We start from the raw sequence: 24,133 nt of genomic DNA, 5'->3' as shown, positions 1-24,133 counted from the left end.
CCGGCCATAAGCGACCTAAGCACCTACACAGCAACAACTTAAGCGCATAAGTGAGGTGGCACGCCGAGTGCATTAGGAGCGGCCATGAGCCCCGCGCCCACCATGAAGTCGCATCGCTACACCGAAGCCTGGACCGCCCTCGGCGTCCTCTTCGTCCTGGCGCTGCTCATCGTGCCTCTCCCCGGCATCATGGTGGACCTGTTCCTCGCGGCCTCGCTCGGCGCCTCGATCATCGTCCTCCTGGTCGCGCTCCAGAGCACCAAGCCGCTCGACTTCTCGTCCTTCCCCACCGTCCTGCTGCTGCTGACGCTCTTTCGCCTCGCGATGAACGTCAGCTCCACCCGCCTGATCCTCTCCGGGGGTCACGCCGGCGACATCATCCCGGCGTTCGGCGAATTCGTCATCGGAGGCAACTATGTTGTGGGTCTAGTCCTCTTCCTGATCCTGATCGCGATCAACTTCATCGTGATCACCAAGGGCGCGGGGCGCGTGGCCGAGGTCTCGGCCCGCTTCACCCTCGATGCCCTGCCCGGGAAGCAGATGGCGATCGACGGCGAGCTCGCGCACGGCGCGATCGACGCCACCGAGGCCCGGATCCGCCGCGACGCGGTCGGTCGCGAGGCCGACTTCTTCGGCGCCATGGACGGCGCCTCGCGCTTCGTGAAGGGCGACGCTATCGCCGCGCTGCTCATCACCGCGGTGAACATCGTCGGCGGCATCGTCATCGGCGTGGCGCAACAGGGCCTCTCGCTTTTCGATGCCGCCGCAAAGTTCACCATCCTCACCGTCGGTGAGGGCCTGGTCTCGCAGATCCCGGCCCTCATCATCTCCACCGCCGCCGGCATCATGGTGACCCACGCCTCCGAAGGCGTGCAGGTCGGCACGGTGCTCTCCAACCAGATCTCGGCCAACCCCAAGGCGCTCAAGCTCGCCGCCTGGGTGATCGCCGCGTTCGGGCTCGTCCCGGGGCTGCCGAAGATGCCGTTCATCGGCATCGCGATCGGCCTCGCCATGCTCGCGCGCGGTGCCGATGCCCAGCAGTCGAAGGCGCGCGCCGATGCGGCGCTGCCGCCGGCCCCCGTCTCCGCGCCGGCCCCCGCCAGCGCCGACCCGCTCGACGACCTCCTCCAGATCGAGCCGATCGAGCTCGAGGTCGGCTACCTGCTCATCCCGCTCGCCGACTCGACGCAGGGCGGCGACCTCCTCAAGCGCATCGGCCTCCTCCGCCAGCAGTGCGCGCAGGACCCCGGCATCCTCGTGCCGCCGGTCCGCATCCTCGACAACCTCGGCCTCCCGGGCGGCACCTACGTCGTGAAGGTCCGCGGCACCGAGAAGGCGCGCGGCGACGTGATGCCGCAGTTCCTCCTCGCGCTCGACACCGGGCGCGTGAGCGGTCCCGTCGAGGGCATCGATACCATCGATCCCTCCTTCGGCATGCGCGCCCGCTGGGTCGCCAACTCGCGGCGCGCCGATGCGCTCGCCGCCGGCTACGACGTCGTCGAACCCTCGACCGTCATCGCCACGCACCTCATCGAGACGGTCAAGCGCTCCGCCGCCGAGCTCCTCGGCCGCCAGGACGTGCAGCAGATGCTCGACGCGCTCAAGAAGACGCATCCCGCCGTCGTCGAGGAAGTGGTCCCGGGCAAGCTCTCGCTCGGCACCGTGCACCGCGTGCTGCAGCGCCTGCTCCGCGAGCGCGTGCCGATCCGCGACCTCGTCACCATCCTCGAGGCGCTCGGCGATGCCGCCGACAGCACGAAGGATCCGGTGATGCTCACCGAGCACGTGCGGCGCGCCCTCTCCGACGCGATCGCGCGCGGCCACCTCGACGAGCAGGGGCTCCTGCCCGCGATCACCCTCGGCCCCCGCCTCGAGCAGTCGCTCAGCGCGCTCCTCACGCCGCGGCAGGGACAGCCCGCGCCGGGCCTCACGCCCGACATGGTCTCCCAGCTCATCCGCGACCTCGAGAACACGGCCAACGCCCGCGCCATCGACGGACGCCTCCCGCCCCTCGTCGTGCCGAGCGCGCTGCGCCTCGGCATCCGCAACGTGCTCGAGCCGGTCCTCCCGAACCAGCCGGTGCTCTCGCTCGCCGAACTGCCGGCGAACGTCCAGCTCTCGGCGATCGCCACCTGGGAGGTGCCGCGTGCAGCCGCGTGAGTCGTTCGCGTCGCGCCGCGCGCCGCGCGGGCCCCGGGGTGTCCTCGTCGCCGCCGGCGAGAACGGAGTGGGGACGACGGTGACGGCCGCCCTCCTCGCGCGCGCCGCGCAGGCCTCCGGGGCCCGCGTGCTGCTGGTCGGACCGGCCGCGCGCGCGCAGCGCGTGGCCGCGCTCTTCGGCGTCGCCACCCCGGTGGCCGAGGCCGCGCCGGTGCGCGTCGACCGCGACATCCACGTCAGCAGCAGCATGCCGCAGTTCTTCTCCGCCGACGTGATCATCAGCATCCCGTCGCCGCGCGCGCAGGTCCTGCTCGATTCGATCGACGAGCTCGCCGCGCACACCTCGCCGACGCAGGCGGTGGTGCTGGCGCCGGCCGGCGCGGCCTCGCATGCCGCGGCCTTCGCGGTGCTCAAGCTCATCCTCGGACGCCGCCCGCAATGCGCGGCGTCCGTCTCCGCCTGCGGCGACGCCGATGTCGCCGCGTTGTCCGATGCCGCCGAGCGCTGGCTCGGGCATCCGTTGCACGTCGCACCCCCGATTCCGCTCGACCCCACGCTGCCCATCGCGCTGGGGGCCGGGATCCCACTCGCCGAGGCCGTCGCCGATACGGCCCTCACCACGGCCGCCGGCGCCCTCTGGTCCGCCCTCGCCCCCACGTCCGATTCAACCGGAGCCCTCGCATGACCCCGTCAACCAGCCTCTGGACCGCGCTCGCCGCCGGTGATCTCTCCGCCCGCGATGCCCTCATCCGCGAGCACCTGAGCCTCGTCCACCACGTGGCGCAGCAGCTCGCGCGCTCCCTCTCCACGGAGATGGACATCGACGAGCTCGTGAGCGCGGGCACGCTGGGCCTCATCCAGGCGATCGAGACCTTCGACCCGTCGCGCGGCCTCGCGTTCAGCACGCTCGCGGTGCCCCGCATCCGCGGCTCGATCCTCGACGAGCTCCGTCGCCTCGACAACGTCCCGCGCTCCATCCGGCGCCGGGCCCGCGACATCGCCGCGGCGCGCGATGCGCTGCACGCGAAGCTCGGCCGCCAGCCGGATGACACCGAACTCTCCGAGCAGCTCGGCATCGACAAGCTCACGCTCTGGCGCTGGGAGGCCGACCTGGAGACCGGCGTCCGCGTCCCGCTCGAACGCTCCGCGAAGGACGACTCCGACGCGCCGTACACCGAATGGGAGTCGTCGTTGCACGACGACGCCCCCACCATCGAGGACGTCCTCACCGCCGAGGCCGAGCAGGACAAGCTCCGCAGCGCGCTCGGGCAGCTCAAGGAGCAGGAGCGCACCGTGCTCGCGCTCTACTACTACGAGGAGCTCAAGATGCACCAGATCGCCTCGGTGCTCGGGCTCACGGAGTCGCGCGTCTCGCAGATCCGGTCGCGCGCCATCTCGCGCCTCCGCACGGTGATGTCGCCGTTGCGCGAGACGATGCCGAAGGCGACGCCGACCTCGACCGAGGCCGTCTCCGGCCCGGACACGCTCACGATCGGCGGCGCCAAGTCCGCCGCACGCGCCTCCGGCGCCCGGCGCGTGATGACCCCCGCCAACGGCTATCGCCAGGTCGCCCCGTGACCGCCCCGGTCTCCGGCCTCGGCATCGCCAGCTCGGCGCTCCGCTCCGCGGAACGCCGCCTGCAGGTGGTCGCGAACAACCTCGCCAACGTCTCCACCGACGGCTTCAAGGCGGAACGCTCCTTCGCGCATCTCCTCGATGCGACGCAGGGCGCGCCGACCATCGCCACGCGGACCGACGTGCGCCAGGGCGTGCTGCGCGAGACGGAGGCCCCGCTCGACCTCGCCTTCTCCGGCGAGGGCTTCCTCGTCGTCGACACGCCGCGCAACGAGCGCTGGGTGCGCGGCGGCAGCCTCACCGTCGATCCGGGCAACCGGCTCACCCTGGGCGGCGCGCCGCTCCTCGGCGAGCGCGGCCCCATCACGCTCCCCGCGGCCTACCAGAAGCTCTCCATCCAGCAGAACGGCCTCGTCATCGTCGACGACATCGCGGTCGACCGGCTCCGCGTCGAACGCCCCGGCACCGGGGCGAGCGGGCTCGAGCGCGAGCCGCAGGGCACGTTCGTCCCCACGCGTGATCGCGCGACGGTGCAGCTCGCCGACCGCACGCTGCGCCAGGGGGCGGTGGAGGAGAGCAACGTGAATCCGGTCTCCACCATGGTCGACATGCTCGACATCCAGCGGCACCACGCGCTGCTCGAGCGCGCCATCCGCGTGCTCGACGAATCGCGCGAGACCGCCGCGAGCCAGCTCGGCAAGCCCGTCTGATCCCTTCGAACCGTCCCCAGCCCACACTGCCATGATCCCCGCCCTTCGTATCGCCGCCACCGGGATGGCCGCCCAGCAGACGCGCACCGAGGTGATCGCCAACAACCTCGCCAACGTCAACACCACCGCCTTCAAGCGGAGCCGCGCCTCGTTCGAGGACCTGCTCTATCAGTCGATGCGCGAGGTGCAGGTCGTCGGCACCTCCGGCGCCGACACCCTCGGCGCGATCCAGGTCGGACGCGGTGTGCGCCTCGCCGCCGTCAACCGCGCCAATGCGCAGGGCACGCTCGAGAACACGCAGCGCGAGCTCGACGTCGCCGTCGAGGGCGAAGGCTTGTTCGCCGTGCGCCTCCCGAGCGGCGGCCGCGCCTACACGCGCGACGGCGGGTTCGACGTCTCCGACCAGGGCACGCTCGTCACCAAGGCCGGCCTCGCCATCGAACCGGGCATCTCCATCCCCGCCGGTGCCGGCCAGATCAGCATCAGCCGCACCGGCATCGTGAGCGCCCTCCGCGGCAACGGCGAGCTCGTGCAGCTCGGCCAGATCTCGCTCCATCGCTTCCCCAATCCCTCCGGCCTCATGGCCCTCGGCGAGAACCTCTACACCGAGACGCCGGCGAGCGGCGTGCCCCTCGAGGGCATGCCGGAGGACGAGGGCTTCGGCCGCATCGTGCAGGGCTACCTCGAGTCCAGCAACGTCGAGATCGTCACCGAGATGGTCGAGATGATCGCGGCGCAGCGCGCCTACGAGATCAACTCCAAGTCGGTCAAGGCCGCGGACGAGATGTCCGAGGTCGCGACCCAACTCATCCGATGATCACTCCCCTTCGCCTCCATGGCAGCGCCGTCGCGCTGCTGCTCATCGCGCTCGCCGCGTCCGGCGAGGCGCAAGCCCCCGCCCCGGCCGCGACGACCGCGGCCGCCCCGGCACCGCGGGCCGCCCCGACGAGCTGGCTCGCCGACTCGCGCACCCTCGCGGTGGGCGACGTGATCACGCTCTACGTCGACGAGGCCGTCCTCGCCTCGGCGCGTCGAACGCAGACCGGGCGCGACAACACCCAGCGCGACATGGGCGTGGCACTCGCCCCGCCGGGCGGCGCCGCGCCGATCTCCGGCAGCTTCGGCGACAGCCGGCGCGCCAGCTCCGACCAGACCGGTGACATGAGCCGCGCCTCGGCGCTCCGCACGACCGTGGCGGTCCGCGTCGTCGCGCGCCAGCCCGACGGTACCTACACCGTGAAGGGCACGCGCTCCGTCAACGTGGACAAGAACCAGCAGGAGGTCACCGTCGAAGGCGTCCTCCGGGCGCAGGATGTCACGATCGACAACCAGGCGGATGGCGATCGTCTCGCCGACGCCAAGATCACCGTCAAGCAGAAGGGGCGGCTCGGGAAGACGCGCGGTGGCATCATCGGGCGCATCCTCGGGCTGGTCTGGCCATGAGGACCCGCGGCGGCACCGTGCTCTGGCACGCCCTCCTCCTCGCGACGCTCGTCGCGACCACGGGCGGGTCGCTCCGCGCGCAGGAGCCGCGCATCGCCGACCTCACCATCGAGGGTTCGGCGGTCCCGCAGCGCCTCGTCGGCTACGGCCTCGTCGTCGGGCTCGATGGCACCGGCGACCGCTCGATGACCACGCGCGATGGCGGCATGACCGTCCAGGCGGTGGTGAACCTCCTGCGGCGCTTCGACCTCACCGTCCCGCCGGAGATGCTGCGCACGGCGAACGTCGCGGCGGTGCTCGTCACCGCCGAGGTCTCGCCCTACCTCCGTCCGGGCGGCCGCTTCATCACGCACGTCGCCGCGCTCGGGGACGCGCGCTCGCTCCGCGGCGGCGTGCTCTGGGTGACGCCGCTCGTCGCCGGCCCCGGCGGGCCGGCCTACGCGACGGCGCAGGGCTCCCTCGTGATCGACGATGCCTCGGCCGCCGATGGCGCCGTGAACGTCCGGTGGCGCGCCCGCTCCGCCTCGCCCGTGAACCATGCCGCGATCCCCGACGGCGGTGTCCTCGAGCAGGACCTCCCGCGGCCCACCGTCGAACTCGCGAGCAAGCTCTGGCTCAAGGAGCCCGACCTCTCCACCGCGCAGCGCATCGCCACGGCGATCAACGCGGCGCTCGGTGAAGGCAAGGCGAAGGTCGAGGATCCGGGCGCGATCGCGCTCACGCTCACCGGCACCACCGACGAGAAGGCCGAGGCGATCGGCAAGGTGCTCGACCTCCGTGTCCGTCCGTCGCAACGGAACGCCGTCTTCCTCGACGCGCGCAGCGGCCTCGTCGTCGCCGGCGGCGACGCCGCCGTGGGCGCCGCCGTCGTGCGCCAGGGCCGCGTCCTCCTCTCCATCACCGGGCCGAGCGCGACCCCCGCCGCCCCGCGCGACTCGTCCGCCGCGCTCGCCGACGGTGGCATCTCGCTCCGCCTCCCGGTCGGCACCTCGGTCCTCGAGGTCACCGCCGCCCTCCGCGCCGTCGACGCACAACCCAGCGACGTCGCGGCCATCCTCCTCGCGCTCCGGCAGGTCGGCGCGCTCCCCGTCGAGGTCGTGGTCCGATGAACTTCCCCACCATCCGTCCTGACGCCACCGCGCGCGCCACCAACGCGTCCGTCGGGGCCCAGACGCGCCGCGACCGGGACGAAGCGGCCCTGAAGAAGTCCGCCGAGGCGCTCGAGGGCCTCTTCGTCCAGCAGCTCTTCCAGGCGATGCGCGCCTCCGTCCCCACGGACGGGTTCCTCGAGCGCGGCCCCGGGGAGGACCTCTTCGGCTCCATGCTCGACCAGCGGATCGCCGAGCAGGTGGCCGTGCAGGACGGCGGGCCCCGCGATCTCTCCGTGTCACTCTTCGACGCCCTTCGTGAACGTCTCGGCCCATCGGCCGATACTGACCGATAGCCCTTCTCGCGCCCAGCCATGTCCTCCTCCACCGTTCAGATGCCCTTGCCCGCCGGATCCGCCGCGGCCCTCTCCCCCGGGCATCTGCTGCGCGCGCTGCGCGATGAGCACGCCGTGCTCGAGGACCTCGTCGCGACCCTCGAGCGCCAGCGCGGCGCGGTCTCGCGTGACGACATCGAGGCGGTCAACGACTCGGTCTTCGCCGCGCACCGGCTGCTCGGGGCGTACCGCGAGGCGCGTAGCCAGCGCCGGAGCGTCGTGATCGTCGCCTGCGGCGGCGGCGACGGGCGGCTCGAGGACCTCGAGAACGCTTGGGGGGAGATGCTGTCCGAGGCGGAGCGGTCCGCGAGTGCCGACCTCCGCGCCTCGGCCAAGCGGCTCGTCGCGGCGGTCGACCAGAACCGGCGGCTGCTCCAGGCGGCGATGTCGTCGGGCGATGCCTTCTTCCGGATCCTCACCGGCGCGCAGGCGACCGCACCGCAGTCCTACCCGGCCCCCAGCCGCGCCGCGATGGCGGCCGGCGGTGGTGGCGGTCGTCTCATGGACCTGAGGGGGTGATCCCATGTCATTGAGCTCGATCCTCAACACCGCCCGATCCGGTCTCCTCACCGCGCAGCGCGCGGTCGAGGTGACCTCGAACAACGTCGCCAACGCGCAGACCGAGGGCTACTCGCGGCAGCGCGTCGATACGGCCGCCGAGCTCCCGACCCGCTTCGTGCAGGGCGAGTTCGGCGCCGGCGTGCGCATCACCGGCACGTCGCGCGCGCGCGACCAGTTCCTCGACGCGAGCTTCCGCCGCGCCTCCGCGGATGCCTCGGGCGGACGCGTCCGCTCCGAGGCGCTCGCGCGCATGGAGACGATCATCGGCGAGCCGAGCGACACGGGCCTGAGCGCCGCGCTCGACGCGTTCTATGGCGCGTGGAGCGACTTCGCGGCCCGGCCGTCGGCGAGCGGCGTGCAGGGCGCGGTGCAGGAGTCGGGCGCGAAGGTCGCGCAGCAGCTGAATCGCTCCGCGCAGCGGCTCGACGAGCTGCAGGTCGAGACGCGGCAGCGCCTCGAGTCCGCGGTGGACGAGGTCAACGAGATCGCGACCGCGATCGCCGACCTCAACCAGGAGATCGTCGCCGCGGAATCGGGTGGCCAGAGCGCCAACACGCTCCGGGACCAGCGCGACCTCAAGCTCGATCGGCTCGTGCAGCTCACCGGTGCGGAGGTGCTGGAGTCTGCGGACGGCTCGGTCGGCGTCCTCCTCAACGGCCTCTCGCTGGTGGACGGGTCGCAGGTCCGGCCGCTCACCACGAGCACGGTCAACGGCATCACCGAGGTGACGCGCGCGAGCCTGCCCACGCGGCCGGTGCAGATCGGCGGCGAACTCGGCGCGCTGCGCCAGCTGTCCGTCATCGACATCCCGGCGCTCACCTCCGAACTCGACACGCTCACCCGCGGCATCGTCGACGGGGTGAACGCGCTCCACCGCACCGGTGTCACCTGGTCGGGGACCCCGCCGGTCGCGACCCCCGCGGGCGACTTCTTCGCCAGCGATCCGATGGCCACGTCCGAGACCGATCCGTTGCGCACGGCGCGCGGCATCCGGCTCGACAGCGCCATCGCCGCGTCGTCCAGCGCCATCGCCGCCTCCGCCGCGACGGCCACGGGCCCCGGCGACGGCAGTGTCGCGCTCGGCATCTCGGGCCTCCGCACGGCGACCATCGGCTTCACCAATCCGGACGGGTCTCCGCGCGTCACCGAGTCGGCCGGGACCTTCCTCCAGCGCATCGCCACCGGCATCGCCTTCTCGACGCGCAGCGTGACCGACCGCGCCGAGGTCGATGACGCGATCGCGACGCAGTCCGACACGCGACGGCAGTCGGTGTCCGGCGTCTCGGTCGACGAGGAACTCGTGCGGCTCATCAAGTTCCAGCAGACCTATGCGGCGGCCGCCAAGCTGATCTCCACGGCGGACCGGATGTCGCAGACGCTGCTCGAGCTGCGGTAGCCGGCCGAGAGGCCCCCGTGCTCATCCTCTCTCGACGCGCCGGCGAGGCCATCCTGCTCGCGGGCGGGATCCGCGTCATCGTCATCGCGACGGAGCGCGGACAGGTGCGCCTCGGCATCGAGGCGCCGCCGGAGGTCACCATCCTGCGTCAGGAGATCGTCGACCAGGTCACCGCCGGGACCGTCGCCGCCGTCGCCACCCCCGAGGCGCTCGCGCGCCTCGGGTTCGGCCCGCTTCAGCCCGCGCGCCCGTCGCGCTCGCGGCGGCGCGCGGCCGCGAGTGTCGGCGCCGACCAGAACGTCACGCCGTCGGACGCGACGGCGATCACCGAGTCACCCTCGGCACGGAAGCTGAAGCGGAAGGCGCTCGCGGCGCCGGCCGCCGCATCGACCGCCGCCAACAGCTGACGCCGGGCCTTCCACGGGACGTCGAGGATCGGCGGCACGGGGTCGTCGTCCACCGTCACCGCGAGCTTGCGTTCGTTGTGCCAGGCGAGGAGCCGTGCGACCTCGGCCGCGACCGCGCGCGGATCGAGCGCCATCTCGCCCTCGCGGTCGGGGAGGAGTGAGCGGAGATCGGCGTGCATCGCGAAGAGCCGGTCGACCACCGCGCTCAGATCCTCGGGCGCGCGTGGCAGGGCCGCTGCGCCATCGTGGCGCAGTGACGAGGTGACACCGTCGGCCGCCGTGGTGATGTTCGCGAGCTCATGCAACAGCCCGCGCATCACGAGTGTCACGGCGCCGTCCTCCGCATCCGATGCGGTCACGTTCCCCCTCCCGAGGCCGATACTGAGGGTGTCGGCACCCCCGTTCCATGACGGCGGGGCGCCCCTTCCCGCAACCCTTCCGGGACCTCGTGCAACTCATCGCTGGCTTCGTCGTCCTGTTCGGCTCGATCATCGGGGGCTACGTGATGCATCACGGCCAGGTCGGCGTGCTGCTCCAGTGGTCCGAGTTCATCATCATCGGTGGCGCCGCCATCGGCGCGTTCGTGGTGAGCAACGAGGTGTCGGTCATCAAGGGCAGCGTCTCCCGCCTCCTCGGGCTCCTCAAGCCCAACCCGTACACCGCCGAGGTCTACGCGCAGCAGCTGCAGATGATCTACGAGATCATGCAGATCGCCGCGCGCGATGGCCTCGTCGGCCTCGATGCGCACATCGAGGACCCCGAGAAGAGCCCCGTCTTCCAGAAGTACCCGTTCTTCCTCAAGAACCATCACGCCGTCGACTTCTTCACCGACACGCTCAAGTCGCTCTCGTCGGGCGCGATCGAGGACCACCATCTCGCCGACGTGCTCGACGCCGACCTCGAGAAGCATCATCACGAGGAAGCGCTCATCCCCGCCGCGATCAACAAGATGGGCGACGCGATGCCCGGATTCGGCATCGTCGCCGCGGTGCTCGGCGTCGTGATCACGATGGGCTCGATCGGTGGTGCCGCGTCGGTCATCGGCGAGAAGGTCGCCGCCGCGCTCGTCGGCACCTTCCTCGGCATCCTGCTCGCGTACGGCGTCGTCGGCCCCATGGCCACCGCGGTCGAGGGACGCCTCGCGTCCGAGCACGCGTATCTCCAGGTCTTCCGCGCCGCCCTGCTCGCCTTCGCCCGCGGCGACGCGCCCAAGCAGACCACCGAGGCCGCCCGCCGCTCGCTCGACCCGCATGTCCGCCCGAGCTTCACCAAGCTCGAGGAACTCATGAAGGGCACCAAGTCGCAGACCGCGTAACCGCCCATGCCTCCGGCCGGGAAGGACAAGAAGAAGGTCATCATCAAGAAGAAGGGCGGCGGCGGACATGCCGGCCACCACGGCGGGTCGTGGAAGGTCGCCTATGCCGACTTCGTCACCGCGATGATGGCGTTCTTCATGGTGATGTGGATCGTCGGCATGGACGACAGCGCCAAGGAATCCATCCAGGGCTACTTCTCCAACCCGGTGGGCTTCAAGAAGGGCTTCGGCTCCGGCTCGAGTCCCATGGGCTCGGGCAACACGCCCGTGCTCGGCATGCGCGAATCGCCCATGCCGGCCCGCATGGCGGAGGAAGCGGCGATGGAGTCGACCCGCGAACGCCTCCAGGCCGCACTCGACCAGTCGGACCTCGGCGGCCTCGAGGGGAACATCGACGTGCGCATGACCTCGGAAGGGCTGCGCATCGAGTTCGGCGAGGGCCTCATCGGCGATGCGACCTTCGCCTCGGGCTCCTCGGTGATGACCGAACCGATGCTGCGCGCGATCGCCATCCTCGGTGCCGAGATCGCCGTCCTCCCCAACGCCGTGATCATCGAGGGGCACACCGACGGTGTGCCCTTGGTGCGGGCTGGGGGGTATTCCAACTGGGAGCTCTCGTCCGACCGCGCCAACGCGGCGCGGCGCGCCCTGCTCACGCAAGGCGTCACCCCGGACCGCGTGGTTTCGGTGCGGGGAATGGCGGATCGGAGCCCCAAGATCGTGGACTTCCCCCTCGACCCGCGCAACCGGCGCATCTCCGTGCTCCTCCCCTTCCGCACCGCAGGCCCCGGCGGCCCCGAACAGACCCCGTCAGACGTCGCGGCGGCTCCGGTACCGTGACCGCCCCGAACCCGGTTCGTCCGGGTACTGATGCTCGCCACCAGCCGACCGTCCGTGCCTGACGCGAACACGCTCCGACCTGGACCGCGCCCGCGGCCCTGCCTCCTCCTCGTCGAGGATGAGCAGTCGCTCCTGCGCGCCTTCGGGCTGGCGTTCGAGCGGGCCGGTTACGAGGTGCTCCAGGCCGCGGACGTCCCGGCCGCCCTCGAGCACTGGCGCGCCCGCGAGCGCGACATCGCGGTGATCATCTCCGACGTCCAGATGCCCGGCCCGATGGTCGAGGTGCTCATCGCCGAGGCGCGCCGGCGCGAGCCGCGCGTGGGGATCCTCCTCATGTCCGGCGAACTGCGCGGCACCGAGCAGCGCATCACCGACCTCATGGCCTCGGTCGATGGCTTCCTCGCCAAGCCGCTCCGCATCGACGCGCTCAAGCTCGAAGTGGAGCGTCAGCTCAAGGCGCGCGCGCAGGGCTGAGGATCGGCGCCTCGCGACGCGGCCAGGCCGCCATCGCGGGGAGGAGCAGCAACGACAACGCGACCGCGGCGCGGCGCGCATCCTCCATGCCGAGCAGGACGCCGAGCCCGGCGCCAAGTCCGCTCCCCGCGAGCAGTCCGACGATCGCGGCCAGCGCGCCATGCCGGAGCCAGACCACCTGCGCGAGGAGCAGCACCGGCACCACCCCGCCCCACGGCGCCGGCAGCAACCAGATGAGCGCGGCCAGGCCGAGCACGGCGTTCACGAGCGTGACGCGAAGCGCGCGCGGCGAGACGACGACGCCCTGCACCGGCCCCAGAGGCGGGCCGTGCGGCGGCGTCCCCGTCCGCGTCGATGGAGCATGAACGGGTGTCACCACCCGCTCCGAGGAGGTTCGCATTGCCTTGAGTATCGGCCGATATTCCCTCGCTGTGCACACCCCGCTCCGCGACCTCGCCGCGCTCTTCCTCCGTCTCGGCGCCACCGCCTTCGGCGGACCGGCCGCGCACGTCGCGATGATGGAGGACGAGGTCGTCCGGCGCCGCGGCTGGATGTCGCGCGAGGCCTTCCTCGACCTGTTCGGCGCCTCGCAACTCATCCCCGGCCCCAACAGCACCGAACTCGCGATCCACATCGGCTATGCACGCGCGGGATGGCCCGGGCTCCTCGTCGCGGGCGCCTGCTTCATCGTCCCGGCAATGGCGATCGTGTGGGCCATCGCTTGGGCGTACGTGCGCTTCGGCGCGCTCCCGGCGGCGGCCGGTCTCCTCGCCGGCATCAAGCCCGTCGTCCTCGCCATCATCGTGCAGGCGCTCTGGTCCCTCGGACGCACCGCCCTCGTCTCGGCGATGACGCTCTCCATCGGGGCGCTCTCGCTCCTCGGCATCGCGCTGGGGATCCACGAGCTCGTCGTGCTCGCGGCCGCCGCGGGACTGGCCGGACTCGACTGGCGGCTCACGCGCGGCGGCAACCTCTGGGAACGCGGCGCGTCGCTGGTCCTGCCGCTGCCGTGGGCGTCCGCCGTGCGCGCCGGTGCGCGTCCGGAAGCCGCGAATGCCATGGCGATGCTCGGCGGCGGTGCGGCGGCCGTGGCCATCCCGGTCACGCTGGTCAAGCTCTTCCTCGCCTTCGCCAAGACCGGCGCCGTCCTGTTCGGCAGCGGCTACGTGCTCATCGCCTTCCTGCGTGCCGATTTCGTCACACGCACCGGATGGCTGACGGAGTCGCAGCTGCTCGACGCGATCGCCGTCGGCCAGTTCACCCCCGGCCCGCTCTTCACCACCGCCACCTTCGTCGGCTATCTGGTGGCCGGCCACGCGGGCGCGCTCGTGGCGACCGCGGGCATCTTCCTCCCCGCGTTCGTCTTCGTCGCCGCCACCGCGCCGCTGCTCCATCGCCTCAAGGACGCACCGGCCGCGCGCGCGGTGCTCGGCGGGCTCAACGCGGCCTCGCTCGCGCTCATGCTCGCGGCCACGCTCCCGCTCGCGCGGGATGCCTTCGCCGCGCCCTCGCTCGCCGTGCCGCTCTTCGTCCTCGCGCTCGGGCTGCTGCTGCGCTATCGCGTCAACTCGGTCTGGCTCGTGCTCGGCGGCGCGCTCATCGGGTGGGTCGCGACCGCGCGGCCGTGAACACGGCGGTGAAGGCGGGCATCGCGGCGAGGAATCCCGCGGGCGGCGCCCCGGCGAAATCGCGGAAGTCGCGCACCAGGTGCGACTGGTCGTAGTAGCCGCACTCGAGCGCGACGCGCGAGCAGCTCGCGGGGTCGTCGCGCCACGCGGCGAAGACCCGCTGGAAGCGCACGATCCGTGCGAGCATCTTCGGCGAGAGGCCGGCCGCCGTCGCGAAGCGCCGCTGCAGCGTGCGAGTGGTCACGCCGAGCGTGCGCGCCAGCGCGTCGATCTCCACCGCGCCATGCGACCCGCGGATCGCCCGCACCGCCTGCCCCACCAGCTCGTCCGGCGGCGACGAGACCTCCACCAGCGCACGCATCGCGTCGTCGAGGGCGAGCACCTGCGCCTCGAGATCGGACTCGAGCGAGAGTTCCGTCCGCAGCGCCGCGAGCGCCGGCTGGGCGGAGGCACGGAGCGACTCCACCGGCGCCCACGAGTCCGTGAGCGCCGACACGTCGTCCTGGAGCAGCGAGGCGGCGTGCGCCTCCAGCCGCACCGCGACGAGGTCCATCCGGCCGGTCGGCCTCACGACCATCGGACCGAGGATCTGCCCCACGAGGAAGGCCGACGGCTGCAGGGTGCGCGTGCCGTCGGCGGCCACGTGCTCCCAGGGCGGCCCGAGGTTGATGATCAACTCCGGCGACCCATCCGGCAGCGCGGGCTCGGCAACGCCATCGGGATCCGGCTCGCCGCGCAACCACCAGTAGGTGCGCACGAGCCCGGCGAGTTCGGGATGCGGGGGCCGCTCGACGTACTCCATCCCCGGAAGATCCCGCCGCGCGTCGGATTCGTGCAAGCGCCTCCACGCGAGGCCCGCTAGCCTCCGGGCAACCTCTCCTCCCTCCCCTCATGCGCCGACTTCTCCTCGCCTTCGCCCTCCTCGTCCCCGCCTCGGCCTCCGCCCAGGTGCAGCAGCTCCGCTGGCTCGCCGGCTGCTGGGAGCTCCGCACCCCCACCCGCGTCACGCAGGAGAGCTGGATCGCGCCGGCTGGCGGCCTCATGCTCGGCACCAGCCGGACGGTGATCCGCGAGGTCGCACGCGAGTTCGAGTTCCTGCGCATCGAGCCACGCGGCGGCACGCCGACGTACGTCGCACAGCCAGGGGGCGGCACCGCCACCGCCTTCGGCGCGACCGTCGTGAGTGACACCGCGGTCACGTTCGAGAACCTCCAGCACGACTTCCCGCAGCGGATCATCTACCGGCGCATCGGAAGCGACTCGCTCGTCGCGCGCATCGAGGGGCCGCAGGGCGGCCAGCAGCGCGGGATCGACTTCCGGATGAAGCGGATCAGCTGCGATCGGTGAGCGCGCCGCGCTCGCGCGTCAGCTCCACCATCGTCGGTCGGAAGCCGGCGCGGGCGAAGAGCCGCTGCGCCGCCTCGTTCCGCGCCGCGGTCGAGAGCACGACGCGCGGGGCGCCGCGCCGCTCGAGTTCGGCGATCGTCGCCTCGAGCAGGGCGCGCCCCGTCCCCGCATTGCGCACCGCGGCGTCGACCACGAGATCGTGGATCACGCCCGCCGGACCGCGCAACGTCATCCAGTCCTGCCCTTCCATCCCCGCATAGCTGTAGCCGACCACCACGCCCGCTCGCTCGGCGACCATCACCAGCGCGTCCGGCTCCTCCAGCTGCGTCCCGAGGAATCCCGCGTATCCCTCCGCGGTCTGCGCGGTCGCCGCGATGAAGCGCGCCGCGTCCATCTCGTGATGGAGCCGGACCAGCATCGCACCGAGGCGCCCGATCACGGGCAGGTCGGCGGGAACGGCGGCGCGGATGGTGGGCATCGGAATAGGATGGAAGTGACGAAGCCCCCGGCGCAGTGCGCCGGGGGCTTCGGTCCTGCGGAGGAGCGGGCGATGGGACTCGAACCCACGACGTCCAGCTTGGGAAGCTGGCATTCTACCAACTGAATTACGCCCGCGTGCAGTGGAGTATACCCCGCGGCGGGAACCCCGACAAGCGGGTGGTGACGTCCCCGCTACCCCCCGACATACCCCCCTGTCACCTTTCGGCCCATGCGCCCCGTCCCCGACTGGAACTCCCGTTCCCTCCCCGCCGAGGAGGCCGTCCGCGGCATCTCCTCCGGCATGAACGTCTTCGTCCACGGCTCCGCCGCGACGCCCACCACGCTCCTCGAGGCGCTCGCCAAGCGCGCCGACGTCGAGAACGTGACGCTCTACCACCTGCACCTCGAAGGCCCGGTGCCGTGGACCACGCCCGAGCACGTCGGGCGCTTCCGTTCCGTCTCGCTCTTCACCGGCGCCAACATGCGCGAGCCGGTGAACGCCGGCCGCGCCGACTTCGTCCCGATCTTCCTCTCCGATGTCCCCTCGCTCTTCCTGAGCGGGCGCGTCCGCCTCGACGCCGCGCTCGTCCAGCTCTCGCCACCCGACCGGCACGGCTACTGCTCCCTCGGCACCAGCGTCGACGCCGCACGCGCCGCGGTCGACAGCGCGCCGATGATCATCGCCGAGATCAACAACCAGATGCCGCGCACGCACGGCGACACCTCCGTGCCGTTCGAGGAGATCGAGGCCTTCACGCATACCGACCGGCCGCTCCCGCAGCATCTCCCCGAGGCAGAGTCGCCGGTCATCGCGCGCATCGGCGAGCTCGTCGCGGGGCTCGTCGAGGACGGCAGCACCCTGCAGATGGGCATCGGCGCCATCCCCGACGCGGTGCTCAGCCGCCTGCACGACCGGCACGACCTCGGCGTGCACACCGAGATGTTCTCCGACCGCCTCGTGGATCTCGTCGAGGCCGGTGCGGTGAACAACCGCCTCAAGGCGATCTTCCCCGGCCGCATCGTCACGAGCTTCGTGCTCGGCTCCAAGCGCGTCTTCGATTTCGTGAACGACAACTCCGAGGTCGAGTTCATCAGCGCGGACATGTCCAACGACACCGGGCGCATCGGCCGCAATCCGAAGGTCGTCGCGATCAACAGCGCCATCCAGGTGGACCTCACCGGTCAGGTCTGCGCCGACTCGATGGGCAGCCGCATCTACTCGGGGATCGGCGGGCAGATGGACTTCATCCGCGGCGCCGCCCGCAGCGCCGGTGGCAAGCCGATCATCGCGCTGCCGAGCACCGCCGCCGGCGGCAAGCTCTCGCGCATCGCGGCCACGCTCACCGAAGGCTCCGGCGTGGTGACCACCCGCGGGCACGTGCACTGGATCGTGACCGAGTACGGCGCGGTGAACCTCCACGGCAAGAGCCTGCGGGAACGCGCCGAACTGCTCACGAGCATCGCGCATCCCGACTTCCGCGCCGAGCTGACCAAGGCGGCCCGCCGGGGGCTCTGACCCGGGGGCCGGTCCCCGCGGCGCCCCGTCGCCGCTTCCGGGCTCTTGACAGGGATTCCCGGTCGTCCTACTGTATGGTTACACCAACACAGTAGGGCAAGTGTTCAAATCCATCGATCCTCGCAGCCCAACGCCGCTCTACGCCCAGATCGCCGACCGCATCCGGTTGGCGGTCGCGGCGGGTGAGCTGGTCAAGGGCGAGAGTCTCCCCAGCGTCCGCGCCCTGGCGACCCAGTTGCGCGTGAATCCCGCCACGATCGTCCAAGCCTATCGCGAGCTCGAACGCGATCGGATCCTGGAGATGCGGCAGGGCTCCGGGACCTTCGTCGCCGACGTCCCCACCGAGACGCGCGCGAAGGAGAAGTCCGTCGCCGCCCAGCGCTTCGTCCGCCAGATGCTCACCGAGGCCGCGCGGCAGGGACTCTCCCCTTCCGACCTGCACACCGCCCTCGAACGCGAACTCCCGGAGTCCAAGTGACCGACGCGATCAAGATCCGCAATCTCGCCTGGCGCGCCGGAAAGGAGTTCGCCATCCGCGACCTCGCGATGACGGTTCCGACCGGCGCCATCTACGGGTACCTCGGCCCCAACGGGTCGGGCAAGACGACGACCATCCGCCTCATGCTCGGCATGCTCCCGCCCGCCGATGGCGCGATCGAGGTGCTCGGCCACAGCGTGCCCAAGTTCGCGCATCGGGCGCTCGAGCGGATCGGGTACGTGCCGGAGCGGCTGCACCTCTACCAGTCGCTCACGGTCGATGAGTCGATCCGCTACCATCGCGCCTTCTACAAGGATTTCGACGGCACCGAGGCCGAGCGGCTCCGCAAGCGCTTCGGGCTCCGCGAGGACCAGCTCGTCCAGCGCCTCTCCAAGGGCGAGGCCGGCAAGCTCATGATGCTCCTCGCGCTCTCGCAGCGCGCCGAGCTCCTCGTGCTCGACGAACCGACCGACGGCCTCGACCCGGTGATCCGCCGCGAAGTGCTCGGCGCGCTCGTCGAGTACGTCGAAGCGAAGCAGGCGACGGTGTTCATCTCCAGCCACCTCGTGCACGAGCAGGAGCGCATCTGCGACTGGGTCGGCGTGATGGACGGCGGCCGCATGATCGCCGAACTGCCGATGCAGGAGTTCCGGAGCGGGATCAAGCGGCTCCGCGTCTCTCAGGCCCCGGTGGTGCGCGATGCGGCGCCGTTCGCGCTGCTCTCGCGCGAGACGCTCACCGCGTCGCACGAGGAGTGGGTCGTGCGCGGCTGGCAGCCGGAGATGCGCGAGTGGTTCCAGCGCGTCGGTGCCGACGTGCGCGAGATCCAGGACCTCGACCTCGAGGAGAGCTTCGTCGAACTGCTCCGCGGCGCCCGCACCGTCACCCAGGAGACCCGCTGATGTTCGGCCAGATCCTGTACACCCAGATCAAGTGGTCGCGCATCTCCCTCGCGACGCTCTCGGTGCTCAGCTTCGCGGCGCCCGCTGCGATCTGGCGCACCTTCCACGGCTCCTACTATCGGACCGCCTCGGCGATGGAGGTGCTGAGCGGGTTCGGCATCCTCGGCACCGCGCTCGCGATCCTCGCCTTCCTCACGGGCTTCGTGATGGTCGCGCACGCGTGGCAGGCGGATGCCGCGGCGAAGCACGTCTACCCGCTCTCGCTCCCGCTGCCGTGGCATCGCTACGTCATGCTCCGCTTCGGCGCCGGCGCGGTGCTGCTCGTCGTCCCGACCCTCGCGCTGCTGCTCGGCTCGCTCCTCATCCTCGCGATGATCGAGATCCCGAGCACCCTGCACGCGTATCCGATCGGGCTCGCCGCACGCTTCCTTCTCGGCTCGTTCGTCGGGTACGCGCTGACGTTCGCGTTGCAGTATCTGTCGGGGAAGAGCGCCGCGAAGGTGCTGCTCATCCTGCTCGTCGGCTTCTCCGTCTTCGCGATCGGCGCCGAGAGCACCGGGCACAGCGAGTGGGTCACGAACCTGCTCGGCGCGCTCTTCGAGTACCCGGGGCCGCTCGGCGTCTTCGGCGCCGAGTGGATGCTGATCGATGTCTGAGCGGCGGCGCGTCCTCATCTGGGCGGCCGCGTCGGCGATGGCGCTGTCGAGCGGCGCCGCGATGGCGCCCCTCGGTGCGCAGGACCTCGAGACGTGGCGGGCACGGAAGAACGAACAGTCGGCACGGACGACAGAGGCGCGGCGCGTCTACGATGGCCGCTTCGGCCGGACGGTCGTCTTCGATCACCCCCTCGTGACCAGCGCGATCGGCAGCGTCGCCGCGAGCGCCGGGCTCCCGTCGGGCGACAGTGCGGCCGCCGTCGCCGGCTTCGCGCGCGCCGAGCGGATCCTGCGTGAGCGCCATGGCGCGGCCGCCGTCGCCCTTCTCGCCTCCGCGCGCTGGGGCATCGAGTACGAGGACCCGTCCGCGCGCGACCAGATGGGCCTGCGACGCGTGGACTTCCGGCATCGCGTCCGGCTCGCACGGCTCGACGTCAAGCAGGAGCCGGGGGTCACCGTCAGTCCGGTCGCCGTGGACGAGGTCGAGCGCTTCGTGCTGATGTCGGCGGGCGTCTCGCTCGTCGCCGCCACCCCTGCACTGCGCCATATGGCCGGCTACGCGGCGTTCATGCCGAACGAGGACATCTTCGCCGAGGTGGCGCGTCGGCTCGCGACGTCGTGGTCGGGCACCGCCCGCCGCTGCGCCAACGGTGCGGTTGCCGCGTGCGAGACGCTCCTGCTGCCGTTCGACGGCGCGAAGGACCCCACCCACTACTACGACCCGGTCGACTTCAAGGCGATCGTCACCGTCGGGCGGCTCCCCGCGCTCGGCGACAGCGTCTTCTTCGCCGAGCGCCGTGCCTGCCTCGCCGGGAACGAGGCGGTCTGCGCGCGGCTCATGGACCGGGTCGACATCCCGGATCCGTTCAACGCGGCCTCGCGCGGGACCTTGCTCACGTATGCGATCGAGATCGGCGGGACGGAGGCGGTCGCGCGCGCCGCGGAGCGGAAGGATGCGTCGTCCGTCGAGGCCGCCGCGCACATCGCCGGCGTCTCGTCCGACTCGCTGCTCATCGGCTGGCGGGCCCGCGTCTTCCGCGCGCTCGACGAGACACGCGGCGCGACAACCGTGCCGTTGTTCTTCACGACCCTCGCGTGGAGCGGGATCCTGCTCGCCCTGGCCACGCGCCGGAGGTTCCTATGAACGCGGTGCTCAAGTGGGTGGGAGGCACGGTGCTCGCCGCGGCGACCGCCGCCGCGGTTATCGTCCCCAAGTCCGAGGCCACGGGCACGACGTTCTGGGGGATGGATTCGCGCTCCGACTCGCTGTTCGAGGTCTGGAACACCGAGCGCGGCCGGCTCAACGTCGCGAGCGTGGTGGTCTCGCGCGGCGAAGCGCGCGTCGCCGCGCGCGGCGTCACGGGTGTGCCCGCCGACCGCCCGCTCTTCCGGTTCGCTCCCGCCGTCCCGCAGGCGACGCGCGACCTCATCGAGGAGCGCGTGATGGGCGAACTGCGCGGCGCCGACGCCCTGCCGACGCGCTATCCGGTGGCGGTGATCGTGGAGGTGGACTCGGGGCCTGCGGCCGGCGGGTTCTATACGCAGGCGGTCGTGCTCCCCGAGCGCGCCGGGGAGCCGTGTGTGGTGCGCTACGTGCTGCAGCCCTCCTCGCGTTCGAAGTTCTTCCCCGTCGCGTCGCAGCGGCTGCTGAGCACCTGCGCGTTCCATGCGGCGTTCGGCCAGCCGGGCGAGGGGACCGCCGCCTGGCTCAGCGAGACCCGCGGGATCGCCGCGCGGTTCCTGCAGGTCCCGCCCGCCTACGTCGGCGATACGTCGCGCGTCGCGCTCGGCATCCGCATCTGGGGGTGGAACGAGCCAGCCGAGGCCGCGCTCGCGTGCCGCGTCGGTCGGCTCGAGGCGTGCGATCGCTTCATCGGCGCGGACGTCTCCTCCGCCATCTATTCCGAGTGGTTCGAACCACAGCCGATCGACCGCACGGCGCTCGTGACGGAGTTCCCGGGCGTGCAGGTCAACAACTCGGCGCGCTGGCAGCCCGAGAACTGGTTGCTACGCTCCGCGATGATGGCCGGACTGCTCGAGGAGCTCGGCGAGGAACGGTTCGGGCAGCTCTGGCGCGATCCGCGCGGTCTGCGGGAGGCGTACACGGCATCGTCCGGCGAGCCCTTCGCGGCCTGGGTCCACGGCTATCTCTCGGCGCGGACGGAGCCGTACACGCCGGGGCCTGGCATCCCGATGCACCAGAATGCGCTCGCGCTCGCGGTGGTGATCGCGGCGGCCTCGCTCGCCATCTTCCGGGCCCGGCGGGCGATGACCTGACGCGGAGGCGAGGCCGAGAAGTGCGAATTTGTCTTGTTTTTCGTGACAGAAGTGCGATTTTCGATATGATTCAGTGTTTTTGTGCGTGATTTCTTGCGTTTGCGGCACGACATGAATAGTATTCCGGCTGCCGGTCACCCGACCTCCAGCCGCCGCCTTCCGTGCCGCCTGCCCTCAACGCACCCGACACTCTCTTCGTCCTCCTGAGCACCGCCCTGGTGCTCCTGATGACCCCCGCCCTCGCCCTCTTCTACGGCGGGCTGGTCCGCGCCAAGAGCATCCTCAACACCATGATGATGTCCCTCGTCGCCGTCGGCGTCGTGGGCCTCCTCTGGGCGCTCCTCGGGTACTCCCTCGCCTTCGGCACCGGCGGCACGCTGCTCGGCGACCTCTCGTTCGCCTTGATGAACGGGATCGGCCTCGAACTGCGCGAGGGCGGCACCATCCCGAACCTGCTCTTCTTCGCCTACCAGGGCACCTTCGCGATCATCACCGCCGCGCTCATCTCGGGCGCGATCGTCGAGCGCATGCGGTTCAGCGCGTACGTCCTCTTCCTCGGGGCGTGGACGCTCCTCGTCTACTCTCCCGTCGCGCACTGGGTCTGGGGCGGCGGCTGGATGGGCAAGCTCGGCATCCTCGACTTCGCCGGCGGCACCGTCGTGCACATCACGGCCGGCACGGCCGCCTGGGTGGCGGCGCTCATGGTCGGCCCGCGTCGCGACTACGGGCGACAGGCCTTCCTCCCGCACAACGTGCCGATGATGCTCACCGGCGCCGCGCTGCTCTGGTTCGGCTGGGTGGGCTTCAACGGTGGCAGCGCCCTCGCGGTGAACGGCACCGCCGTGCAGGCCACGGTGAACACCATCCTCGCGCCGTTCGCCGCGATGGCGATGTGGATGGCCCTCGAGTACTGGCGCACCGGTCGCGCGACCGCGGTCGGCGCCGGCACCGCGCTCGTCGTCGGGCTCGTCGCCATCACGCCCGCCTGCGGCTTCGTGAGCCCGCGCGCCGCGCTCGCCATCGGCGCACTCACCGCCATCCCCTGCCATCTCGTCATCCTCTACCGCGTCCGCACGCGCCTCGACGACTCGCTCGACGTCCTCGGCGCCCACGGCACGGGCGGCGCGGTCGGCGCCCTCCTCACCGGTGTCTTCACCAGCACCGCGTGGGGCGGTCCGGCCGGACTCCTCGAGGGCGCGCCGATGCAGCTCGGGCTGCAGGCACTCGGCGTGGCCGTCGCGGCCGCCTGGACCGCCGTCGCCACCTGGGCGATCCTCTTCGTGATCGGCAAGGTGGTGCCGCTCCGCGTGACCGCGCGTGACGAGGCCGCCGGCGTCGATGTCGGCGAGCACGGCGAGGAGGGCTACACCGACGGCGAAGGCGCCATCCTCGTCCTCGAGAGCGTCACCCCGGCGCTCGCGCCGACCGCCACGCACCCGATCGTCACCACCCCGCTCGCCCGGAGCGCCTGATGAAGCTCGTCGTCGCGATCATCCGTCCCGAGCGGCTCACCGCCGTGCTCGAGCAGCTCTACCGCGCCGACGTGCGCGGCCTGACGGTGAGCAAGGTGCAGGGCCACGGGGGCGAGACCGAGCACGTCGAGACCTATCGCGGCGTGACGGTGAAGATGGACCTGCAGGCGAAGGTGCGGCTCGAGATCGGCGTGAGCGAGCCGTTCGTGCAGCCGACGATCGACGCGATCGTCGCCGGCGCGCGCACCGGCGACGTCGGCGACGGCAAGATCTTCGTGATGCCGGTGGAGCGCGTCGTCCGCATCCGGACCGGCGAGACCGACTCGAGCGCCGTGACCCCCATCGCGGCGAGCTGACCGTCGGCCGTCGGCGCCAAGACGAAGGTGCGAAACACGAAGGGCGCCCCCGAAGGAGCGCCCTTTCTTCCTTCCTCCTTCCCCCTTCTGCCTTATCACAAGCCACAGGTGGGAATTGAACCCACGACCGCTCGATTACGAATCGAGTGCTCTACCCCTGAGCTACTGTGGCGAATCAGGAAGTAGCGAACGGCGCGGTGTTCATCGCCCGCCTACCCTCTACGACCTGCCCAACCATGCCCTGGCGCGGACTCGAACCGCGACGCCTTGCGGCACCACCCCCTCAAGATGGCGTGTCTACCAATTTCACCACCAGGGCAATCCGAACCGATGAAGGGTCAAGGATGAAGGACGAAGGTGGGAGCCGACTTTCCACCTTCATCCTTCGACCTTCTTCGTAGAACGGGAGCGACGGGGCTCGAACCCGCGACCTCTCGAGTGACAGTCGAGTGCTCTAACCAAACTGAGCTACGCCCCCAACTCATTGATCGTGCACCGAACGGGGGACGTCTCCCTCGCCCTGCCTGATCCCTTCCACCTTCACCCTTCCTTCATCCAGCCCGCCGGGCTGTCATAGCCCCAACGGGAATCGAACCCGTCTCTACACCTTGAAAGGGTGTCGTCCTAACCGATAGACGATGGGGCCGATCGTCCTGC

General features: G+C 71.3%; 27 protein-coding genes and 5 tRNA genes. 24 read left to right on the top strand and 8 right to left on the bottom strand.

The window, feature by feature from the left end:
* Nucleotides 1-84 precede the first annotated feature (84 nt).
* The 14 genes from flhA to IPJ78_18520 all read left to right on the top strand — a co-directional run bounded on the left by flhA (nt 85) and on the right by IPJ78_18520 (nt 12,364).
* The gene (flhA, locus tag IPJ78_18585; protein MBK7908542.1) at nt 85-2,160 is read left to right on the top strand and encodes a flagellar biosynthesis protein FlhA; all 2,076 of its coding nucleotides are present in this window, start codon (nt 85-87) and stop codon (nt 2,158-2,160) included.
* Nucleotides 2,147-2,845, top strand: coding sequence for a hypothetical protein (locus IPJ78_18580; protein MBK7908541.1), 699 nt, complete (start codon nt 2,147-2,149; stop codon nt 2,843-2,845). The genes flhA and IPJ78_18580 overlap by 14 nt, the downstream gene beginning before the upstream one ends.
* Nucleotides 2,842-3,738 carry a FliA/WhiG family RNA polymerase sigma factor gene (locus IPJ78_18575; protein ID MBK7908540.1) on the top strand — a complete coding sequence of 299 codons (897 nt, stop codon included), beginning with the start codon at nt 2,842-2,844 and terminating at the stop codon, nt 3,736-3,738. The genes IPJ78_18580 and IPJ78_18575 overlap by 4 nt, the downstream gene beginning before the upstream one ends.
* The gene (locus tag IPJ78_18570; GenBank protein ID MBK7908539.1) at nt 3,735-4,445 is read left to right on the top strand and encodes a flagellar hook basal-body protein; all 711 of its coding nucleotides are present in this window, start codon (nt 3,735-3,737) and stop codon (nt 4,443-4,445) included. Before IPJ78_18575 ends, IPJ78_18570 begins: the two co-directional genes overlap by 4 nt.
* 31 nt (nt 4,446-4,476) lie before the next feature.
* Nucleotides 4,477-5,262, top strand: coding sequence for a flagellar basal-body rod protein FlgG (gene flgG / locus IPJ78_18565; GenBank protein MBK7908538.1), 786 nt, complete (start codon nt 4,477-4,479; stop codon nt 5,260-5,262).
* Nucleotides 5,259-5,888 carry a flagellar basal body L-ring protein FlgH gene (locus IPJ78_18560; GenBank protein ID MBK7908537.1) on the top strand — a complete coding sequence of 210 codons (630 nt, stop codon included), beginning with the start codon at nt 5,259-5,261 and terminating at the stop codon, nt 5,886-5,888. Before flgG ends, IPJ78_18560 begins: the two co-directional genes overlap by 4 nt.
* Nucleotides 5,885-6,997, top strand: a complete 1,113-nt coding sequence (locus IPJ78_18555) for a flagellar basal body P-ring protein FlgI (GenBank protein MBK7908536.1) — start codon at nt 5,885-5,887, stop codon at nt 6,995-6,997. Before IPJ78_18560 ends, IPJ78_18555 begins: the two co-directional genes overlap by 4 nt.
* Complete coding sequence (locus IPJ78_18550; GenBank protein MBK7908535.1) at nt 6,994-7,332, top strand: rod-binding protein; 339 nt, start codon at nt 6,994-6,996, stop codon at nt 7,330-7,332. The genes IPJ78_18555 and IPJ78_18550 overlap by 4 nt, the downstream gene beginning before the upstream one ends.
* A 39-nt stretch (nt 7,333-7,371) precedes the next feature.
* Nucleotides 7,372-7,890, top strand: a complete 519-nt coding sequence (flgN, locus tag IPJ78_18545) for a flagellar export chaperone FlgN (GenBank protein MBK7908534.1) — start codon at nt 7,372-7,374, stop codon at nt 7,888-7,890.
* A 4-nt stretch (nt 7,891-7,894) separates the two neighbouring features.
* Nucleotides 7,895-9,328 carry a flagellar hook-associated protein FlgK gene (gene flgK / locus IPJ78_18540; protein ID MBK7908533.1) on the top strand — a complete coding sequence of 478 codons (1,434 nt, stop codon included), beginning with the start codon at nt 7,895-7,897 and terminating at the stop codon, nt 9,326-9,328.
* Nucleotides 9,329-9,345: 17 nt separating this feature from the next.
* Nucleotides 9,346-9,735: a carbon storage regulator gene (locus IPJ78_18535; GenBank protein ID MBK7908532.1), complete on the top strand. Its 390-nt coding sequence runs from the start codon at nt 9,346-9,348 to the stop codon at nt 9,733-9,735.
* 448 nt (nt 9,736-10,183) lie between these two features.
* Entirely contained in the window at nt 10,184-11,050 is an 867-nt protein-coding gene (gene motA, locus IPJ78_18530; protein ID MBK7908531.1) for a flagellar motor stator protein MotA, read from the top strand.
* Nucleotides 11,051-11,056: 6 nt separating this feature from the next.
* The gene (locus IPJ78_18525) at nt 11,057-11,890 is read left to right on the top strand and encodes an OmpA family protein (protein MBK7908530.1); all 834 of its coding nucleotides are present in this window, start codon (nt 11,057-11,059) and stop codon (nt 11,888-11,890) included.
* Nucleotides 11,891-11,920: 30 nt separating this feature from the next.
* Nucleotides 11,921-12,364 carry a response regulator gene (locus IPJ78_18520; protein ID MBK7908529.1) on the top strand — a complete coding sequence of 148 codons (444 nt, stop codon included), beginning with the start codon at nt 11,921-11,923 and terminating at the stop codon, nt 12,362-12,364.
* Here IPJ78_18520 and IPJ78_18515 read toward each other — a convergent pair.
* Nucleotides 12,342-12,740 (bottom strand): hypothetical protein, encoded by a 399-nt coding sequence (locus IPJ78_18515; GenBank protein ID MBK7908528.1) that lies wholly within the window; start codon nt 12,738-12,740, stop codon nt 12,342-12,344. The genes IPJ78_18520 and IPJ78_18515 overlap by 23 nt on opposite strands.
* 34 nt (nt 12,741-12,774) lie before the next feature.
* Between IPJ78_18515 and chrA the strand changes: the two genes are divergently transcribed.
* Complete coding sequence (chrA, locus tag IPJ78_18510; GenBank protein MBK7908527.1) at nt 12,775-13,992, top strand: chromate efflux transporter; 1,218 nt, start codon at nt 12,775-12,777, stop codon at nt 13,990-13,992.
* On the opposite strand, the gene IPJ78_18505 is transcribed toward chrA, so the two are convergent.
* The gene (locus tag IPJ78_18505) at nt 13,961-14,830 is read right to left on the bottom strand and encodes an AraC family transcriptional regulator (protein ID MBK7908526.1); all 870 of its coding nucleotides are present in this window, start codon (nt 14,828-14,830) and stop codon (nt 13,961-13,963) included. The genes chrA and IPJ78_18505 overlap by 32 nt on opposite strands.
* A gap of 53 nt (nt 14,831-14,883) precedes the next feature.
* Between IPJ78_18505 and IPJ78_18500 the strand changes: the two genes are divergently transcribed.
* The gene (locus IPJ78_18500; protein ID MBK7908525.1) at nt 14,884-15,339 is read left to right on the top strand and encodes a hypothetical protein; all 456 of its coding nucleotides are present in this window, start codon (nt 14,884-14,886) and stop codon (nt 15,337-15,339) included.
* Here the strand turns inward: IPJ78_18500 and IPJ78_18495 are convergent.
* Nucleotides 15,323-15,817, bottom strand: coding sequence for a GNAT family N-acetyltransferase (locus tag IPJ78_18495; protein MBK7908524.1), 495 nt, complete (start codon nt 15,815-15,817; stop codon nt 15,323-15,325). The genes IPJ78_18500 and IPJ78_18495 overlap by 17 nt on opposite strands.
* A 64-nt stretch (nt 15,818-15,881) precedes the next feature.
* Nucleotides 15,882-15,954 (bottom strand) — tRNA-Gly (locus tag IPJ78_18490).
* A gap of 94 nt (nt 15,955-16,048) precedes the next feature.
* On the opposite strand from IPJ78_18490, the gene IPJ78_18485 reads away from it, so the two are divergent.
* From IPJ78_18485 to IPJ78_18450, 8 genes are all read left to right on the top strand, one after another.
* Entirely contained in the window at nt 16,049-17,335 is a 1,287-nt protein-coding gene (locus tag IPJ78_18485) for an acetyl-CoA hydrolase/transferase family protein (GenBank protein MBK7908523.1), read from the top strand.
* 100 nt (nt 17,336-17,435) lie between these two features.
* Nucleotides 17,436-17,813 carry a GntR family transcriptional regulator gene (locus IPJ78_18480; GenBank protein ID MBK7908522.1) on the top strand — a complete coding sequence of 126 codons (378 nt, stop codon included), beginning with the start codon at nt 17,436-17,438 and terminating at the stop codon, nt 17,811-17,813.
* A complete protein-coding gene (locus tag IPJ78_18475) occupies nt 17,810-18,715 on the top strand; it encodes an ABC transporter ATP-binding protein (GenBank protein ID MBK7908521.1) in 906 nt (301 codons plus the stop codon). The genes IPJ78_18480 and IPJ78_18475 overlap by 4 nt, the downstream gene beginning before the upstream one ends.
* Nucleotides 18,715-19,371, top strand: coding sequence for a hypothetical protein (locus IPJ78_18470; protein ID MBK7908520.1), 657 nt, complete (start codon nt 18,715-18,717; stop codon nt 19,369-19,371). Before IPJ78_18475 ends, IPJ78_18470 begins: the two co-directional genes overlap by 1 nt.
* Entirely contained in the window at nt 19,364-20,515 is a 1,152-nt protein-coding gene (locus IPJ78_18465; GenBank protein MBK7908519.1) for a hypothetical protein, read from the top strand. Before IPJ78_18470 ends, IPJ78_18465 begins: the two co-directional genes overlap by 8 nt.
* Complete coding sequence (locus IPJ78_18460) at nt 20,512-21,648, top strand: hypothetical protein (protein ID MBK7908518.1); 1,137 nt, start codon at nt 20,512-20,514, stop codon at nt 21,646-21,648. Before IPJ78_18465 ends, IPJ78_18460 begins: the two co-directional genes overlap by 4 nt.
* A 227-nt stretch (nt 21,649-21,875) precedes the next feature.
* Entirely contained in the window at nt 21,876-23,120 is a 1,245-nt protein-coding gene (locus tag IPJ78_18455; protein ID MBK7908517.1) for an ammonium transporter, read from the top strand.
* A complete protein-coding gene (locus IPJ78_18450) occupies nt 23,120-23,476 on the top strand; it encodes a P-II family nitrogen regulator (protein ID MBK7908516.1) in 357 nt (118 codons plus the stop codon). The genes IPJ78_18455 and IPJ78_18450 overlap by 1 nt, the downstream gene beginning before the upstream one ends.
* Before the next feature lie 100 nt (nt 23,477-23,576).
* Here the strand turns inward: IPJ78_18450 and IPJ78_18445 are convergent.
* From IPJ78_18445 to IPJ78_18430, 4 genes are all read right to left on the bottom strand, one after another.
* Nucleotides 23,577-23,648 (bottom strand) — tRNA-Thr (locus tag IPJ78_18445).
* A gap of 65 nt (nt 23,649-23,713) precedes the next feature.
* A tRNA-Leu gene (locus IPJ78_18440) sits at nt 23,714-23,795 on the bottom strand.
* 84 nt (nt 23,796-23,879) lie between these two features.
* Nucleotides 23,880-23,954: transfer RNA gene (locus IPJ78_18435), tRNA-Asp, on the bottom strand.
* 96 nt (nt 23,955-24,050) lie between these two features.
* A tRNA-Glu gene (locus tag IPJ78_18430) sits at nt 24,051-24,122 on the bottom strand.
* Nucleotides 24,123-24,133: the final 11 nt, after the last annotated feature.

The organism is Gemmatimonadota bacterium, from assembly GCA_016714015.1.
In the GTDB taxonomy this organism is placed as follows: Bacteria; Gemmatimonadota; Gemmatimonadetes; order Gemmatimonadales; family Gemmatimonadaceae; genus Pseudogemmatithrix.
Note: the sequence above shows the minus strand (reverse complement) of the source record. Positions and strands in the feature narration are given on the sequence as shown.

Coding starts and splice junctions, on each gene's coding strand:
- flhA (MBK7908542.1), top strand. CDS start 85: ATGAGCCCCGCGCCCACCATGAAGTCGCATCGCTACACCGAAGCCTGG.
- IPJ78_18575 (MBK7908540.1), top strand. CDS start 2,842: ATGACCCCGTCAACCAGCCTCTGGACCGCGCTCGCCGCCGGTGATCTC.
- flgG (MBK7908538.1), top strand. CDS start 4,477: ATGATCCCCGCCCTTCGTATCGCCGCCACCGGGATGGCCGCCCAGCAG.
- IPJ78_18560 (MBK7908537.1), top strand. CDS start 5,259: ATGATCACTCCCCTTCGCCTCCATGGCAGCGCCGTCGCGCTGCTGCTC.
- IPJ78_18555 (MBK7908536.1), top strand. CDS start 5,885: ATGAGGACCCGCGGCGGCACCGTGCTCTGGCACGCCCTCCTCCTCGCG.
- IPJ78_18550 (MBK7908535.1), top strand. CDS start 6,994: ATGAACTTCCCCACCATCCGTCCTGACGCCACCGCGCGCGCCACCAAC.
- flgN (MBK7908534.1), top strand. CDS start 7,372: ATGCCCTTGCCCGCCGGATCCGCCGCGGCCCTCTCCCCCGGGCATCTG.
- flgK (MBK7908533.1), top strand. CDS start 7,895: ATGTCATTGAGCTCGATCCTCAACACCGCCCGATCCGGTCTCCTCACC.
- IPJ78_18525 (MBK7908530.1), top strand. CDS start 11,057: ATGCCTCCGGCCGGGAAGGACAAGAAGAAGGTCATCATCAAGAAGAAG.
- IPJ78_18520 (MBK7908529.1), top strand. CDS start 11,921: ATGCTCGCCACCAGCCGACCGTCCGTGCCTGACGCGAACACGCTCCGA.
- IPJ78_18500 (MBK7908525.1), top strand. CDS start 14,884: ATGCGCCGACTTCTCCTCGCCTTCGCCCTCCTCGTCCCCGCCTCGGCC.
- IPJ78_18495 (MBK7908524.1), bottom strand. CDS start 15,817: ATGCCCACCATCCGCGCCGCCGTTCCCGCCGACCTGCCCGTGATCGGG.
- IPJ78_18485 (MBK7908523.1), top strand. CDS start 16,049: ATGCGCCCCGTCCCCGACTGGAACTCCCGTTCCCTCCCCGCCGAGGAG.
- IPJ78_18470 (MBK7908520.1), top strand. CDS start 18,715: ATGTTCGGCCAGATCCTGTACACCCAGATCAAGTGGTCGCGCATCTCC.
- IPJ78_18465 (MBK7908519.1), top strand. CDS start 19,364: ATGTCTGAGCGGCGGCGCGTCCTCATCTGGGCGGCCGCGTCGGCGATG.
- IPJ78_18460 (MBK7908518.1), top strand. CDS start 20,512: ATGAACGCGGTGCTCAAGTGGGTGGGAGGCACGGTGCTCGCCGCGGCG.
- IPJ78_18455 (MBK7908517.1), top strand. CDS start 21,876: ATGACCCCCGCCCTCGCCCTCTTCTACGGCGGGCTGGTCCGCGCCAAG.
- IPJ78_18450 (MBK7908516.1), top strand. CDS start 23,120: ATGAAGCTCGTCGTCGCGATCATCCGTCCCGAGCGGCTCACCGCCGTG.